The following is a 14,908-nucleotide window of genomic DNA, read 5'->3' as shown; positions in this document are numbered from 1 at the left end:
TTCATCGCAGACCGGACGACATGTTATAATTAAGGAAGCGCTGATTAATCTTCAAAAGTTGTTGAAAGCAATCAAGGAGCATCAAACAAAGGGTATCCTTCAGCGCTTCCTTAAAATTTTAAAATGGGGCTACGACCCCCCTTCGGGGAGCCTTCCGGTAGCCGTTCGCTGGCGCTCACGGGCCGTCAGTCCCAATCCCTACGCGCTTCGCGCGGCCTGATGAAGTTTCATGCACTGAAGAAAGCCTATGCAGTTGACAGTTCTCAACGACTTAATCAGTGTTTCCTTAAGGACAAGATTCATTCGCGTTAATCTGCTGAAGGGAGAAGGCAAGGAGGGAGAAATTCCATGAACGTCACGTCCATGCTCTCGTCGGGCTATCTTGAGCCTGCCGTCCGGGAACCGTCGCCGGGCAAGCTTCAGGAGGACAGGCGGCTTGAGGCGCGGGAGGCATCACGCTCGCCTGCCGCGGGGTCCCTGGCGCTCCAGGAGCGCAGCGTCCTGGACCAGGAGCGGGCGCTGAAAGCGGCAGCGGGCGGCAACGCCGAGGTCTACACGGTCTACCACTACACCGTGGGCGCGGACGGGCGGCGTTACATCACGGGGGCCTCCGTGACCATGAAGGGGCAGGAGGCGGACCTGAACCGGGCAGGGGGCGGGCTTGCAACGCAGGAGATCCAACCCCAGGTGCCCGAAAGAGCGGGCACGGCGGAGGCCGACAAAACAGCCAAGGCCCCGGAAGCCCAACCCCAAGCGGACGCGGAGAGCGCGGAGGATCGGCAGAAGGACGCCCAGGTCCAGGAGCTGAAGCAGATCGAGCGGGAGGTCATCGCCCACGAGGCGGCGCACATGGCCGCTGCCGGCGCCCTGGGCGGAGGCGTCAGCTACACCTACACCGCAGGGCCGGACGGAAAGCGGTACATCACCGGCGGAGAGGTCCCCATCCAGATCCAGCCGGGGTCCACGCCGGAGGAGACGCTTCGCAACATGCAGCAGGTGCAGCGCGCGGCGCTGGCTCCGGCGGACCCGTCGGGGCAGGACCGTCAGGTGGCGGCCCAGGCAGCGGCCATGGCCGCACAGGCGCGCAGCGAGATCGCCGCAAAGAACGCGCAAAGGGCGGCCCGAAGGACCGACGCAACGCAGGAGGAAGACCCCTCCAGGACCGAAACGGTGGCCCGCGGGACGCCGGTGCCTCCGTCGGAAGCGGCGGAGCCGGACCCTTCCAAGGCGGGGGCCGCAGCCGTCGTCGCCTCCGTCCGCGCGGCGGACGTCATGGGCCAGCTCGCCGCCGCATAGAGGTCGCTCCCTGACAGAACAGGGCCCGCCGCGGGGTTTTGGGAAACCCCGCGGCGGGCCCTGCGCGTTCCTCTCCCGTCCCTAGGCCGGCCGGTTCTCTGGCTTGGGCTCCCGAAAGAGCAGCCCCTCGATGACCTCGTGGAGGGACGCGCCCTCGTAGAGGAAGGCAAAGACCCCCTCCGCGATGGGCAGCTCGATGCCGGCGCGCCGGGCGTAGGCGGTGAGGGCGCGCACCGTGTGCGCCCCCTCCACCACCTCTCCGACCTCCTCCGCGGCGAGGGCCGGCGTCTTGCCCCGGCCGACGGCCAAGCCGAAGCGGAAGTTCCGCGAGTGCTCGCTGTAGCAGGTCGCCATCAGGTCCCCGACGCCGGCGAGGCCGGCCAGGGTGAGGGGGTTTGCTCCCATGGCGACCCCCAGCCGCATGATCTCCGCGAGGCCCCGCGTCGCCAGCGCCGCCCTGGCGTTGTCGCCCAGCTCCAGGGCGCAGGCCACTCCCACCGCGATGGCGATGACGTTCTTCACCGCCGCCCCCATCTCGACGCCCAACACGTCGCCGCTCGTGTAGACGCGGAAGTGCGGACTGTTCATTCGCGCCTGCCAGTCCATCGCGGCATCCGGGTCCTCCGAGGCTGCGATGACCGCGGTGGGCAGGTCGCGCACCACCTCCTCCGCGTGGCTTGGGCCGGACATCGCGGCAAGGGAAACGCCCGGAAGGACCTCCGCAAAGATTCGGTGCGGCAGGAGCCCCGTCGCGATCTCGAGCCCCTTCGAGAGCGACAGGAAGCGCTTTCCCTCGACGGGCAGGTTCCGGACCCGCTCCAGGACGCCCCGCAGGGCCTGGGTGGGAAGGGCCGTGATCACGTGGCTGGCCGTCGCCAGCGCTGCAGCCATGTCCGACGTCGCCTCGAGGAAAGGGGCCAGGCCGTACCCCTTCAGGTGCTTGGGGTTCCTGTGGACCGAAGCGATGACCTGAGCCTGCTCCGGGTCCCGACACCACAGCACCGTTGCCAGCCCTCGCCGGGCCAGGCTGTTGGCCACGGCCGTGCCGAAGCTCCCCGCCCCAAGGACCGCAAACCGCATGTCAGTCCTCCTCCCCGGCCGGCGTCCCAGGCCGGACCACCAGCGTGATCCCCTCCATGGCCGCAACGACGCTTGAAGAGCCCACCGGCATCGTGCCGCCCTCCGTCCGCGCGCGCCACAGCTCCCCGTGGCAGCGCACCCTGCCTCCCTCCGGGGTGATCGTCGTCACGGCCACCGCCTCGAGGCCGATCATCCCCCGCTCCCCGGTGGTCACGCGCCGGCGCATCCCTCGAAAGACCAGCACGGCAAAGAGCACAAAACAGCCCCCCAGCGTCACCGCCGCTCCCGCCACGGCCGAGAGCGAGAAGCGCAGGAGCTCCCCTCCCGGCGCCTGGAACAGGAAGAGCCCGCCCAGACAGAAGACCCCCAGCCCCAGGACGCTCAGGATGCCCATGCCTCCCACCAGGAGGTCCCCCACCATCACCGCGATCCCCGCCCCCAGCAGGAGCACGCCGGCCCAGCTGAAGGGCAACATCTTGAGCCCGATGCCCCCCAGAAGCAGCATCAGGGCGCCCGTCGTCCCCAGGACGAAACCACCGGGGGTCATGACCTCGAAGAAGATGGCCAGCAGACCGCCCGACAGCAGCATGTAGGCTACCTCCGGACTGGACACGAACTGAATCAGCCGCTCCTGCAGGGTCATCTCCATCCGCTCCGTCGGAGCTCCCGGCCGAAGGCGGATCGTGACGGTCCGCGCGGAGTCCAGCTTCACGCGGCGCCCGTCGAGGGCCGCCAGGAGCGACGGGACGTCCGCGGCGATGAGGTCCACGACGCGCCGCTCAAGCGCCTCCTGGGCCGTCAGCGACAGGCTCTCGTCCACCATCAGTTGAGCGTCCACCTGGTTCCGCCCGCGCAGTTGGGCCACGGAGCGGATCTGGGCGCGGAGGTCGTTCAAGACCTTTTTGCTCATGTCATTCTCCCCCAGGTCCTCGCCTCCCGCGGAAACGGGGTGCGCCGCTCCGATGTTGGTCCCCGGAGCCATGGCCGCCACGTGGGCCGCCTGCACGATGAAGGCGCCCGCCGAGGCGGCGCGCCCGCCTCCAGGAACCCACACCACCACCGGCACGGGGGAGGCCAGGATGGACTGCACGATGCCACGCATGGACTCCACCAGCCCTCCTGGAGTGTCCAACTGGAACACCAGCACGTCCCGCCCCTCCTGAGCCGCCCGGCGGACGGCCTGCTGGACAAACTCCTCCATCTGCACCCCCACCGTGCCGGTGAGGGGCGCCACCAGGACGCCCCCTCCGCCCTCCGAGCCCCAGGCCACGGACAGGGCCAGGACGACGAGGAGCAAGGCCAGAGCGCAGGCCCGAACCGCCACCTTGACTGCGCGCATCTTCATCACGTGCAACGACCTCCCTTGGAGAAATACAAAATCAATGCTTTACGGCGCGAGCAAGCGCCGACGAACTTGCTTCAGGCAACCCGATTCCATCAGCGCGCCTTAAGGAACAGCGAGGCCAACGCCTCGTCCAGGTGCGCGACGCGGAGGAGCTCAAGCCCCTCGTCCCGCTCGATCCGCTCCCTGGAGCTGACCACGGCTGAAGTGAAGCCCAGGCGCGCCGCCTCCCGAAGCCTCATGCCGATGCGGGACACCGGGCGCACCTCTCCGGCCAGGCCCACCTCCCCCAGCCAGCAGGAGCCACCGGGGAGGGGCGTATTCCTCAGGGCGCTGGCCAGGGCCGCGCAGGCGGGCAGGTCCGCGGAGGGGTCCTGGATGGAAAGGCCTCCTGCCACGTTGAGGTACAGGTCGTGGGCGCTGGCGACGATGCCGCACCGCCGCTCCACGACCGCCGCCAGGAGCTGGAGGCGGTTCAGCTCCACGCCGCGGGCCGTACGCCTTGGATAGGGGAACACCGTGGGGGCGGCCAGCGTCTGAATCTCCGCCGCCAGGGGCGTCGTCCCCTCCAGAGCGATCGTCATGGCCACGCCGGGCACCGCGGAGTCCGAGCGGTTCCAGTAGAGCCCGCTCTTGTCCTCCACCGGCACGAGGCCGTCCTCCCGCATCTCGAAGACGCCCAGCTCCTCCGTGCTGCCGTAGCGGTTCTTCACCGCGCGGAGCATCCGATAGGAGGAATACCCTTCCCCGGAGAAGTCCAACACCGCGTCCACCATGTGCTCCAGCAGCATCGGGCCGGCCAGCCGCCCCTCCTTCGTGATGTGCCCGATCATGACGGCGGGGACGTTCCGCTCCCGTGCGGCATCGAGCACTCCCTGAGCTACGGCCCTCACCTGCGTCGGGGTACCGGGCCAGGTCCCCTCCTCCCCGGACCGCATGGCCTGCACGCTGTCCAGCACGAAGAAGGCCGCGTCCTCCAGGTTCGCCAGAGCTCCCTCCAGGTCCGTCCCGCAGGAGAGCATCAGGCGCTCCGACAGCGCCCCGATGCGCGCGGCGCGCAGGGCCACCTGAGCCTCCGACTCCTCCCCCGACACGTAGAGCACCTTTCGGCCGGCCGCAGCCACGCGCCCCGCCGCCTGGAGCAGGAGCGTGGACTTGCCGATGCCGGGCTGTCCTCCGATGAGGACCACCCCGCCCGGCGTCAGCCCGCCGCCCAGCACGCGGTCCAACTCGCCGATGCCCGTGGAGAGCCGCTCCGGGGGCCTGACCTCGACGGCGCTCACCACCTTCGCAGGCGTTGCCGCCCGCGGGCCTGCGCCCCGCCGTCCCGGTCGGGCTGCGGGTGCGGGGACGGCCTCCAGGGCGCCCCATGCCCCGCAGGACGGGCAGCGCCCCGTCCGCGTCATCGTGACGTGACCGCACTCCGAACAGACGTACCGCACCGCATCGCCCATCCCCATCCCTCCTTCAAAACGTATGGCCTGTAATATACTAAAAGCGAAGTTTGCGTCCGTCATGGGCAGAATTTTTGAGTTTGAGCTGAAAAACGCAGGGGCGTCGGGCGGGTCCACAGAGGGCAGCTGAGGTAATTAAGGAGAAGCGCGGCGCACGGAGGGCCCTTGCGCTTGAAGGGCGCGTCGGCTTTGACGTTCCCTCAATCGGTCGAAAGGACGGGTCTTGAACTTGAACAGGGTTATGCTGGGAATCACGCTGGCCGCGGCGACGGGGCTGATCTGGGGCGCCGGAAGCCCGGCGTACAAGCTTTTGGGACAGCAGGGCGTTTCCATGGTCACCGTCACCTTCCTCCGCTGCGCCGTTGGAGGCCCCGTCCTGTGGCTGCTCTTTCGCCTCCTGGCTCCACGGCATCTGAAGGCGGCGCCGCGGGACCTCATCCGGGTCCTCCTCCTGTCGATCCTGGCCCCCGCCCTCAACTACCTGGGCTTCATGCTCTCCGTAGTCTACCTGCCCGTGGCCACGGCCAACGTCCTGCACTACGTCAACCCCTTCGTCATCGCCCTGGGGTCCGCGCTGCTGCTGCATGAGCACCCCACCGCCTACGACCTCATCGGCGCCGTCCTCGTCCTTGCTGGAGTCACCTGCTCCGTCCTCACGCCGGAGTGGAGGTTCGACGTGGGGATATCGATCCCCGGCCTCCTCTGGGGCGTGCTGGCCATCTTCGGCATCGCGGCCCAGGCGCTCTGCGGGCGAGCCGGGTCCGGAGGAGGGATGAGCGGCCTCGGCTTCTTCTGCTGGTCCCACCTCCTGGGGACCCTCTGGATAGCGCTCTACAAGACCTTCGCCGAGGGCTGGGGCGACATGGCGACGCTGACGCCCGCCCAGATGGGCCTGATCGCCATCCCCCTCTTCGGCGGGACGGTGCTGGGCTTCTCCGCCTTCTACGCGGCCCTGCAGTACGTCCCTGCCCCCACCGTCACCCTGCTGACCTCCCTGGAGGTCCCCTCGGCGCTCCTCTTCACCGCCCTCGTCCTTGGGGCGCGGCCCACGGCGCCCCAGGCGCTGGGCTGCGTCCTCATCTTGGCCGCCATCGCGCTCTCCTCCTTCGGGGCGCAGCGGCGGGACGACGCGATCAGCGCACCACCCCGCTGATCGTGCCGCCGCCCACCACGACGTCCTCCTCCTCCATGTCGTACAGCACGAGGGCCTGACCCACCGTCGGGGCCCGCAGCGGCTCGTCGAACTCCACCCGCAGGCCCTCCGGGGTCTCTACCGCCGTGGCGGGGACCTCCCGCTGGCGGAAGCGCACCCTGGCCCTCACGCGCAGGGGGCGTCGGATGGAGGGCACGGAGATGAGGTTGAAGTCCTGTGCCGTGACCCCGCGGGCGGAGAGCCCCTCCCCGTGCGTCAGCGTGACGGTGTTGGCGTCAGGGTTGATGACCGTCACGAAGAGCGGCGCGCTGCTGGCGATGCCCAGCCCCTTCCTCTGGCCCACGGTGTAGCGCACGATGCCGCGATGGCGCCCCAGCACGCGCCCCGTGGCGTCGATGAAGTCCCCGGACGGATAGGACCTCCCCGTGTAGCGCTCCATAAAGGCGGCGTAGTCCCCGTCCGGAACAAAGCAGATGTCCTGGGAGTCGCGCTTTTGCGCGTTGACCAGGCCGCGGGCCTCAGCGGCCCTGCGCACCGCGTCCTTGCTCATCTCTCCCAGGGGAAGGAGGGTGTGGGCCAGCTGGTCCTGCGTCATCATGCAGAGGACGTAGCTCTGGTCCCGCGCCGGGTCCGTCCCCTTCCGCAACAGGTGCCGGCCCCGGTCCGGGTCCCAGCCGATGCGCGCGTAGTGCCCCGTGACGACGAAGTCCAGCCCCCTCTCCCGCGCAGCCGTCAGGAGCCGGCCGAACTTCAGGTGCCGGTTGCAGTCGATGCAGGGGTTGGGCGTTCCCCCCCGCTCGTAGGTCGCGATGAACTTCTCGACGACCCTCAGCCTGAATTCCGCCGCGCAGTCCAAAACCTCGTGAGGGATGCCCAAGAGCGCCGCGACCGCAGCGGCGTCCTCCGCATCCTTCCGAGGATGGCCCCGGTCGCAGGCGAACTCGTCCGAAAAGAGGCGCATCGTCGCCCCCAGGCACCGGTACCCCGCCTCCATCGCCAGACAGGCAGCCACGCTGCTGTCCACCCCGCCGCTCATGGCGACCAACGCGCCCCGACTCGTCCGCTCCATCCCCTCGCCTCCGAAAGGCCCGTCGGCCCGACAAAAAAGGCGCGGAGGAGAGAACCCCCCGCGCCGAACGCACGCCCGACCGCCCTACCGCGCGGGAACCGCCGCCAGCCTCTCCAGCGCGGCCAGCCTCAGACAGGTGCAGAAGACATCGATGGCCTGCTTCAACTCGTCTACCGGCGGCAGGCTCGGCGCGATGCGCACGTTGCTGTCCTGAGGGTCGCGGCCGTAGGGGAACGTCGCCCCGGCGGCGGTCATCGTGACGCCGGCCTCGCGGCACAAGCGCAGCGTTTCTTTGGCCGTGCCCGGCATGCAGTTGACGCTCACGAAGTAGCCCCCCTTCGGGTGCTGCCAGTCGGCGATGCCGAGCGGTGCGATCTCCCGCTCCAGTGCCTCCAGGACGGCATGGAACTTCGGACGCAGGATGTCCGCGTGCCGCTTCATCAGGGCCAGGACGCCCGCCTTGTCCTTCAGGAAGCGGACGTGGCGCAGCTGGTTCACCTTGTCGAAGCTGATCATCTGAACGTCCAGCAGTTTGCTGAAGTACTTCAGGTTCGCCTCGCTCATGGCCGCGGCGGAGATGCCCGCCCCCGGCAGCGTGACCTTGGAGGTGGAGGCGAACTCCAGGACCATGTCCGGCCTCCCCGCCTCCGCGCACAGGCTCAGGATGTCCGGGAAGGGGACGTAGTCCCCCTCGAACTCGTGGACGCAGTAGGCGTTGTCCCACATCAGGAGGAAGTCCGGCGCCGCGGGCTTCAGGGCCGCGATGCGGCGGACGGTTTCGTCGGAGTAGATGATGCCTTCGGGGTTCGAGTACTTCGGCACACACCACATGCCCCGCACCGCCGGGTCCCGGACCTCGCGCTCCACGGCGTCCATGTCCGGCCCGGTGGGCGTCATGGGGATCGTGATCATGGTCATGCCGAAGGTTTCGGATATCCTGAAGTGGCGGTCGTAGCCCGGCGCCGGACAGAGCCACTTCACTTCCGGCTCACGGCTCCACGGGCGTTCGCTGTGCAGCAGGCCGTGGGTGAAGGCCTTCGAGATGGCGTCGTACATCAGCTGGAGGCTGGCGCTGCCCCCCACCAGCACCTGCGAGGGCTGGACGCCCAAGAGCTCCGCAAAGAGCTTCCGGGCCGAGGGCAGCCCCTCCAGCCCGCCGTAGTTCCGGACGTCCATCCCGTCCACGACGAAATCGGAGTCGCTCCGCAGCACGTCAAAGATGCCGGAGACCATGTCGAGCTGCGCCTTGCCGGGCTTGCCGCGCGCCATGTTCAAGCTCAGCTTCCGCCCCTTCAGCTCCTCGTAACGACCCCGCACCACCTGCCGTTCCGCCTCCAGCTCCCCCTGGGCCATCTCCGCATACCTCTTCACGTCGAACCTCTCCTTTCGGGAATGTGTTTCAACCCGCTCCCCACTATACCACGCCCACAGGCTTATTTCCCATCGGGTCGGCGAGCCAGCGGACTATATTCGCAGGAGGCGGACAAAAAAGCGGGCGCGGGGAACCCCCGCGCCCACCCTACCCCGCAGCAGCGGAGAGAAAGCGGCCTAGGGCCTCTTCAAGAGGTCCTCACCCCAGCCCGCGGGCAGGAACTGGCCTCCGAACTTACCGTCGAACACGGCCTTCGTGGCCGGCGACTGAAACGCCTTCACGATCCTCTGAAAGAGCTCCGCCTTCGCCGGGTCCTCCAGGTCCGCCGTCCGCGCGACAATGATGTTCCAGTACTCACGGTCGCTGACGCTCGTGTCGTTGAAGACGACGTCCTCCGCCGTCAGACCGAAGTCCATCGCGTAGCCGCAGTTGATGATGGCCGCCGCCACGTCCGGCAGCACGGAGGGGATGGTGTTGGCCGCCACCTCGCTGATCTCGACCTTCACCTTGTACTCCTCGATGTCCTCCTTCGTGGGGCTGAAGGCGGCCCCGTCCTTCAGCTTGACGATCCCGGCCGCGGCCAGCACCTTGAGGGCCCGCCCGCCGTTGGTGGGGTCGTTCGGGATGGCGATGACGTCGCCGTCCTTCAGGTCCGCCACAGCCTTCACCTTCTTGGAGTAGAGGTTCAGCGGGATGATGAAGGTGCTGCCGACGGCCGTCAGCTTGTAGCCGTACTCCTTGATCTCGTTCTGGAGGTAGATGTCGTGCTGGAAGCCGTCCAGGTCGATCTCGCCGTCCGACAGCGCCCGGTTGGGCGTCACGTAGTCGGAGAAGTGGACGAGCTCAAGGTCGATGCCCTCCTTGGCCAGCTCCTCTTTCGCCGGAGCCCACATGTCCTCGTAGAGGCTGCCCACCACGCCGAGCTTCACCGTCTGGGCCGCAGGGGCTACGCCCGCCAGGCCGAGGAACGCCGCAAGGACCGCACTCGCAAAAAAGATCCGCTTCATCTCAAGGTCCTCCTTCTGCTCACGCTACTTGCGGAAGGGCGCGAGGAAGTCCTCGTCCCAGCCTGCGCTCACCACGTAGCCGCCGAACATCTTGTCGAGAACGGCCTTCGTGGCCTCGGACCGGAAGGCCTTGATCACCTTGTCGTAGAGCTCCACCTTGGCGGGGTCCTCCAGGTCCGCCGTCCGCGCGGCCACCAGGTTCCAGTAAGGCTTCTCGTTCAGGCTCGTGTCTCGGAAGATGGCGTCCTCCAGCTTGAAGCCGAAGTCCATGGCGTAGTTTCCGTTGATGACGGCGGCCGTCACGTCCGGCAGCGCGGCGGGGATGATGTTGGCCGCCATCTCCTTGATCTCGACCTTCACGTTGTACTTCTCGACGTCGGCCACCGTGGGGCTGAAGCCCGCGCTCTCCTTCAGAGTGATAAGCCCCGACGCGGCCAGCACCTTGAGGGCCCGACCGCCGTTGGTCACGTCGTTGGGGATGGCCACGGTGTCCCCGTCCTTGATCTCCGAGATGGACTTCACCTTCTTGGAGAAGATGTTCATGGCCTCGATGAAGGTGCCGCCGATGTTCGTCAGCTTGTAGCCGTACTCCTTGATCTCGTTCTGGAGGTAGATGTCGTGCTGGAAGGCGTTCAGCTCGATGTCGCCGTCCGACAGCGCCCGGTTGGGCGTCACGTAATCCGTAAAGGGCACGAACTCCAGGTCGATCCCCTCCTTCGCCAGCTCCTCCTTCGCAGGAGCCCAGAAGTCCTCGTAGATACCGCCCACCAGGCCCAGCCTCACCGTCTGAGCTGCCGTCGCCGTACCCGTCAGGGCCAGCGCAAGCACTGCCGCCGCAAAAAACGCCTTTTTCATCCCAACCATTCCTTTCGTCTCGTTCTAAGGGAGCGCCGACCGTCCCGTACCGGGGCGCGCGCCTCCTCGAAAAATTTTAAGGGACGCCGCCTCAGTGGGTGCTCCGGCGCGCGATGCGCTCGCCCAGCCACTGGACGACGCTGACCGCGGCCACGAGAAGGATCACCGTCACCCACGTGATGTCCGTCATGTTTCGGTCGTGCCCGTAGCGGATGGCGAAGTCGCCCAGCCCTCCCGCGCCCACGGCGCCGGCCATGGCCGTCAGGCCCAGCAGGCTGATGGCGGTGATGGTGGTGCCTCGCGCGATGGGGGCGACGCTCTCCCGCAGGTACACGCGGAAGATGACCTCGAGGGGGCTCGATCCCATGGAGAGCGCCGCCTCCACCAGCCCCTTGTCCATCTGGGCCAGGGCGGACTCCACCTGGCGCGTAAAGAAGGGCGCCGCCCCGAACACCAGCGGCACGATGGCGCCGCGCACGTAGATGGCCGTGCCCGTCAGGAGGCGGGAGAGGGGCATCAGGGCCGTCAGCAGGATGATGAAAGGGATGGACCGAAACAGGTTCACCAGCTTGTCCAGCACGTGATAGAGCGCGGGCCGTTCCAGGATTCCGCCCGGCTTCGTCACCGTCAGCACCACGCCGAGGAACAGCCCCACGACGAAGCAGATGGACCCGGCCCACACCTCCATCAGGATCGTGTCGCCGACGGCCTTCCAGAACTCCGGAAGCCGCTTCATGAGGTTCGGCAACGCCTCAGTCAGAAACGTCTGCATCCTTGATCACCTCCACCTTCACGCTGTGCTGTCTCAGATACTCGATCGCGTCCTCGATCCTCCGCCGCTCGCCCTGGAAGATCACCACCGTGCCGCCCACCAGCGCGTCCGCCACGATCTCCACGTCCGCCAGGATGATGTTCAGGTCAATGTCGAACTTCCGGGCCGTCGACGAGATGAGGGGCGTCGAGACGCCGTTCTGGAGGTAGGTAAGCCGCGCCAGGATCTCGCCCCGCCTCAGGTTCACGACGTTCGAGTCGTTCCACACCAGCTCCTCGGCCTTGGCGAGGTGGGACGTGGAGCGCACGAAGTTCTTCGTCGTTCGGTGCTGCGGCGTCGCAAAGATGTCGAAGACGCTGCCCTCCTCCACGATCCGCCCCCGCTCCATCACCGCCGTGCGGCTGCAGATGCTCTTCACCACCTCCATCTCGTGAGTGATGACCACCACCGTCAGGCCCAGCCTGCGGTTCAGCTCCCGGATCAGGCGCAAGATCGACGCAGTGGTCTGCGGGTCCAGCGCCGAGGTCGCCTCGTCGCACAGCAAAATTTTCGGATCGTTGGCCAGGGCCCTTGCGATGGCCACCCTCTGCTTCTGCCCCCCCGACAGCTCCGAGGGGTAGGCCTCCTCCTTGTCCAAGATGTCCACCAGCGACAGGAGCTCCCGAACCTTCTCCCGCACCTGCTCCCGCGACAGGCCGCTGCCCGCCAGGGGGTAGGCCACGTTCTGCCCCACCGTTCGGGAGGGCATCAGGTTGAACTGCTGGAAGATCATCCCGATCTTCCGCCGCGCCCGATAGAGGTCCTTCGGGGCCAGCTCCGTCATCTCCACGCCGTCGATGCGGACGGAGCCCGACGTGGGGCGCTCCAGCAGGTTGATGCACCGCACCAGCGTGGACTTGCCCGCGCCGGAGAAGCCGATGATGCCGTAGATCTCTCCGTCCTCCACTCTCAGGGAGACGTCGTTCACAGCGTCCACCGCCGTGCCCCCGTCCGCCCTGAACCGCTTCACGATGTGCTCAAGCTCAATCAAGCCATATTCCCCCTAAATCAAGGAGCCGCCGCCGTTCTTCCGACATTGGCCCAACCTGTCAGCCTACAAAAAAAGCGGGACGCACCGCGCTCCCGCCAATAAAAAAAGCGGGGCTTCACCGCTCCCCGCTTTGATCTCTATGGACCGGGCCTTCCGAAACAGGACCCCTGAAACCCTCAGCGGACAGCATCAGTTGTGTACATGCGCATCATCATGCCCATGCACATCATCATGCCGCCCACGAAAAGAACGATTCCGGTTTCAGGCTTCATCCCACGAACTCCCATCCTCGAAAATTTATGCTGCGCAGTATACCTCAGAGGCCCTCCGTTGTCAAATTTTTCAGCCGCCGGTCGCGCTTGCCGTACTCGTCCTGCAGGGCCGCCCATGCGCAAAGCGGAACCCGCACGGCGTTCAGCCGCAGTGCGGCCTTTAGCAGGGGGTCCATGCCTCAGTCCCGTTCTCCTTCGCGTCGGGCAGTGCCTCCTGATCCTTCCAACTCCACCATTTCAGCTTTTTCGGATCGGGTTCCTCCGTTGAGGCAAAGTAGACGGCACACCGATAAACGTAGAGTTGACACCGGTCGATCCGGCACCCGCGCAGGGCACAGTCGCGCTCATACAGCACCTCCGGATCCACGTTCCGCAGGGACTCGACTGTCGTGTAACCCAGGCGGATCAAGTCCTCCTCCGTCCTGGGCCCGACGCCAGGGATGCGGCGCAGGTCGGTCTTCATGTTTTTTCCTCGCTTCCCCTCATGGGGCCTCTTGCCCCGGTCTGTCTCTCGAACGAGTAGGAGTCTGCATCGTGATGACTTTCGTCGCTATCCTCCCGACAAAAGCGCGGTCGTGCTCCACGAACAACAGCGTGGGCTTGAACGTCAACAGAAGCTCTTCGATCTGGATGCGCGAAAAAACGTCCACAAAATTGAGCGGTTCGTCCCAGATGTAGAGGTGGGCACTCCGGCTTAGGCTCGCGGCGATCAGTACCTTTTTCTTCTGCCCCTGGCTGAGCTCCGACATATCGACATTGAGCTTCTCCCGGACAATATCCATTTTTTCCAGAAGCGAACGGACCAGGCTCTCATTTAGCCCTTCTCGCCTTGCGTAGTCCGAAAACCGTCCCCTCAGGAAAGAGACATCCTGCGGCACGCAGGATATGGAGAGTCCCGATGCCCGGTGCATCTCTCCGCAAAAATCCAGGTCCTTTCCCCCGATTAACTTCAGGATACTGGACTTTCCGGTTCCGTTTCCCCCGATCAGGGCAATGCGCTCGCCGCGCCCGACCTCGAAGCCGACATCCCTGCAGGCGACGTGACTGCCGTAGCGGACCGAAACGCCAGAGACACGGACAAGCGTTTCCGAATGATGCCACAGAGGGCACAGCTGAAGCACCTGAGTTGTCTCGACGTTTCGGAGCAAACCCCTTTTCGTCTCGATCGCAGCCTGACGCCGGCTCTCCAGACTCTTGGACCGCTTCATCATCTTCGCGGCTTTGTGACCGACAAACCCCTTGTCCAAGGCGCCGCGTTTGCTGCTCTCCACCCGATTCGACCATTCGGCGGTGCGTTGGGATGCCTCCTTCATCCGGCCAATCTCCCTCTCCAGCTTTTCGTTGAGATTCCGTTCCATACCGTCCTGCAGCTCCCTGTTACGGAACCATGAGGAGAAGTTCCCCTTCCGGAGTTCCACTCCGGATCGATTCAGGGCCAGAATATGGTCAACACAGTCGTCCAGAAGTGTCCGATCGTGCGACACGAGGATGAAACCCCGCTTGGACCGCAGATAATCGACGACGACCGCACGAGCCTCGGCATCCAGATGGTCGGTCGGTTCGTCGATGAGCGCGAAAACATCATCCTCCAAAAACAGGAACGCCAGAAGCACCTTGGTGCGTTCACCGTGAGAAAGCGTCTTGAAAGGACGAGCCAGGATCTCCTCCGGGCACTGAAGACGGGAGAGCTCGCGCTTCAGAGCCCAGAGCGGCCGGTCAGGACAGCATGAGGCCAGAAGAGCCAGAGCGTCCCTCTCTTCGTCCACGGATGGAGCGGGGAATCGCCGGGTTTGAAGACGGGGCGTTATCGTCCCCTGATATTCGTATTTCCCCTGGATCAGATCCAGCAGCGTCGTCTTACCGCGCCCGTTTCGGCCGACGAGCCCCAGCTTCCAGTCCGTGTCGATATAGAGCGAAAGCTCCTTGAAAAGCGGAGCCGGAGCGCCCGGGTAGGCGAAGGTGAGGTTGGAGATAGCAATCTGCGTCATGGCGTCTTCTCTCTATCAAGACAAAAATGCGGCGCGGAAGCGGCCTCTCGAAAAAATACGTGGCCCTTACCCCTTTCCCGACCGCAGCAGCCCCGGAACCCAATAGCGTTTGTTCGCCGCCTTCCAGCGCATCCCTGGGGGTTCGGAATCCATTCAGCTTATCCTTTCCGCTTGGAAAACCCCTTAACCTGAACGGTCTTTACGGGATGGAACGTTAT

At 66.0% G+C, this 14,908-nt stretch carries 14 protein-coding genes; 2 read left to right on the top strand and 12 right to left on the bottom strand.

Annotation, left to right across the window (positions count from 1 at the left end; genetic code table 11):
• Positions 1–348: 348 nt before the first annotated feature.
• On the top strand, positions 349–1,296 hold the full coding sequence (locus tag ACO41U_RS05100; RefSeq protein ID WP_485942118.1) for a putative metalloprotease CJM1_0395 family protein: 948 nt from the start codon (positions 349–351) through the stop codon (positions 1,294–1,296).
• Positions 1,297–1,377: 81 nt separating this feature from the next.
• Here the strand turns inward: ACO41U_RS05100 and ACO41U_RS05095 are convergent, their stop codons facing one another.
• The 3 genes from ACO41U_RS05095 to radA all read right to left on the bottom strand — a co-directional run bounded on the left by ACO41U_RS05095 (position 1,378) and on the right by radA (position 5,172).
• Complete coding sequence (locus ACO41U_RS05095) at positions 1,378–2,376, bottom strand: NAD(P)H-dependent glycerol-3-phosphate dehydrogenase (protein ID WP_298777953.1); 999 nt, start codon at positions 2,374–2,376, stop codon at positions 1,378–1,380.
• Position 2,377: 1 nt separating this feature from the next.
• Complete coding sequence (locus ACO41U_RS05090; protein WP_298777986.1) at positions 2,378–3,721, bottom strand: NfeD family protein; 1,344 nt, start codon at positions 3,719–3,721, stop codon at positions 2,378–2,380.
• A gap of 92 nt (positions 3,722–3,813) precedes the next feature.
• On the bottom strand, positions 3,814–5,172 hold the full coding sequence (radA, locus tag ACO41U_RS05085) for a DNA repair protein RadA (RefSeq protein ID WP_485942116.1): 1,359 nt from the start codon (positions 5,170–5,172) through the stop codon (positions 3,814–3,816).
• A gap of 229 nt (positions 5,173–5,401) precedes the next feature.
• On the opposite strand from radA, the gene ACO41U_RS05080 reads away from it, so the two are divergent.
• The gene (locus ACO41U_RS05080) at positions 5,402–6,325 is read left to right on the top strand and encodes a DMT family transporter (protein WP_485942114.1); all 924 of its coding nucleotides are present in this window, start codon (positions 5,402–5,404) and stop codon (positions 6,323–6,325) included.
• Here ACO41U_RS05080 and mnmA read toward each other — a convergent pair.
• The 9 genes from mnmA to abc-f form a co-directional block, all read right to left on the bottom strand.
• Complete coding sequence (mnmA, locus tag ACO41U_RS05075) at positions 6,306–7,394, bottom strand: tRNA 2-thiouridine(34) synthase MnmA (RefSeq protein WP_485942112.1); 1,089 nt, start codon at positions 7,392–7,394, stop codon at positions 6,306–6,308. The two genes, ACO41U_RS05080 and mnmA, sit on opposite strands and share 20 nt — an antisense overlap.
• Before the next feature lie 84 nt (positions 7,395–7,478).
• Positions 7,479–8,765, bottom strand: coding sequence for an aspartate aminotransferase type Ic (locus tag ACO41U_RS05070; RefSeq protein WP_485942110.1), 1,287 nt, complete (start codon positions 8,763–8,765; stop codon positions 7,479–7,481).
• A 177-nt stretch (positions 8,766–8,942) separates the two neighbouring features.
• On the bottom strand, positions 8,943–9,773 hold the full coding sequence (locus tag ACO41U_RS05065) for a MetQ/NlpA family ABC transporter substrate-binding protein (protein ID WP_485942108.1): 831 nt from the start codon (positions 9,771–9,773) through the stop codon (positions 8,943–8,945).
• 24 nt (positions 9,774–9,797) lie between these two features.
• Positions 9,798–10,628, bottom strand: a complete 831-nt coding sequence (locus ACO41U_RS05060) for a MetQ/NlpA family ABC transporter substrate-binding protein (RefSeq protein ID WP_485942106.1) — start codon at positions 10,626–10,628, stop codon at positions 9,798–9,800.
• Positions 10,629–10,719: 91 nt separating this feature from the next.
• On the bottom strand, positions 10,720–11,400 hold the full coding sequence (locus ACO41U_RS05055) for a methionine ABC transporter permease (protein WP_485942104.1): 681 nt from the start codon (positions 11,398–11,400) through the stop codon (positions 10,720–10,722).
• The gene (locus ACO41U_RS05050) at positions 11,381–12,430 is read right to left on the bottom strand and encodes a methionine ABC transporter ATP-binding protein (protein ID WP_485942102.1); all 1,050 of its coding nucleotides are present in this window, start codon (positions 12,428–12,430) and stop codon (positions 11,381–11,383) included. The genes ACO41U_RS05055 and ACO41U_RS05050 overlap by 20 nt, the downstream gene beginning before the upstream one ends.
• A gap of 316 nt (positions 12,431–12,746) precedes the next feature.
• Positions 12,747–12,878, bottom strand: a complete 132-nt coding sequence (locus tag ACO41U_RS05045; RefSeq protein ID WP_485942100.1) for a hypothetical protein — start codon at positions 12,876–12,878, stop codon at positions 12,747–12,749.
• Positions 12,863–13,165, bottom strand: a complete 303-nt coding sequence (locus ACO41U_RS05040; RefSeq protein ID WP_485942098.1) for a helix-hairpin-helix domain-containing protein — start codon at positions 13,163–13,165, stop codon at positions 12,863–12,865. Before ACO41U_RS05040 ends, ACO41U_RS05045 begins: the two co-directional genes overlap by 16 nt.
• A 19-nt stretch (positions 13,166–13,184) precedes the next feature.
• Positions 13,185–14,690, bottom strand: a complete 1,506-nt coding sequence (abc-f, locus tag ACO41U_RS05035) for a ribosomal protection-like ABC-F family protein (RefSeq protein ID WP_485942096.1) — start codon at positions 14,688–14,690, stop codon at positions 13,185–13,187.
• Positions 14,691–14,908 lie beyond the last annotated feature (218 nt).

This window comes from Fretibacterium sp., from assembly GCF_057312375.1.
Note: the sequence above shows the minus strand (reverse complement) of the source record. Positions and strands in the feature narration are given on the sequence as shown.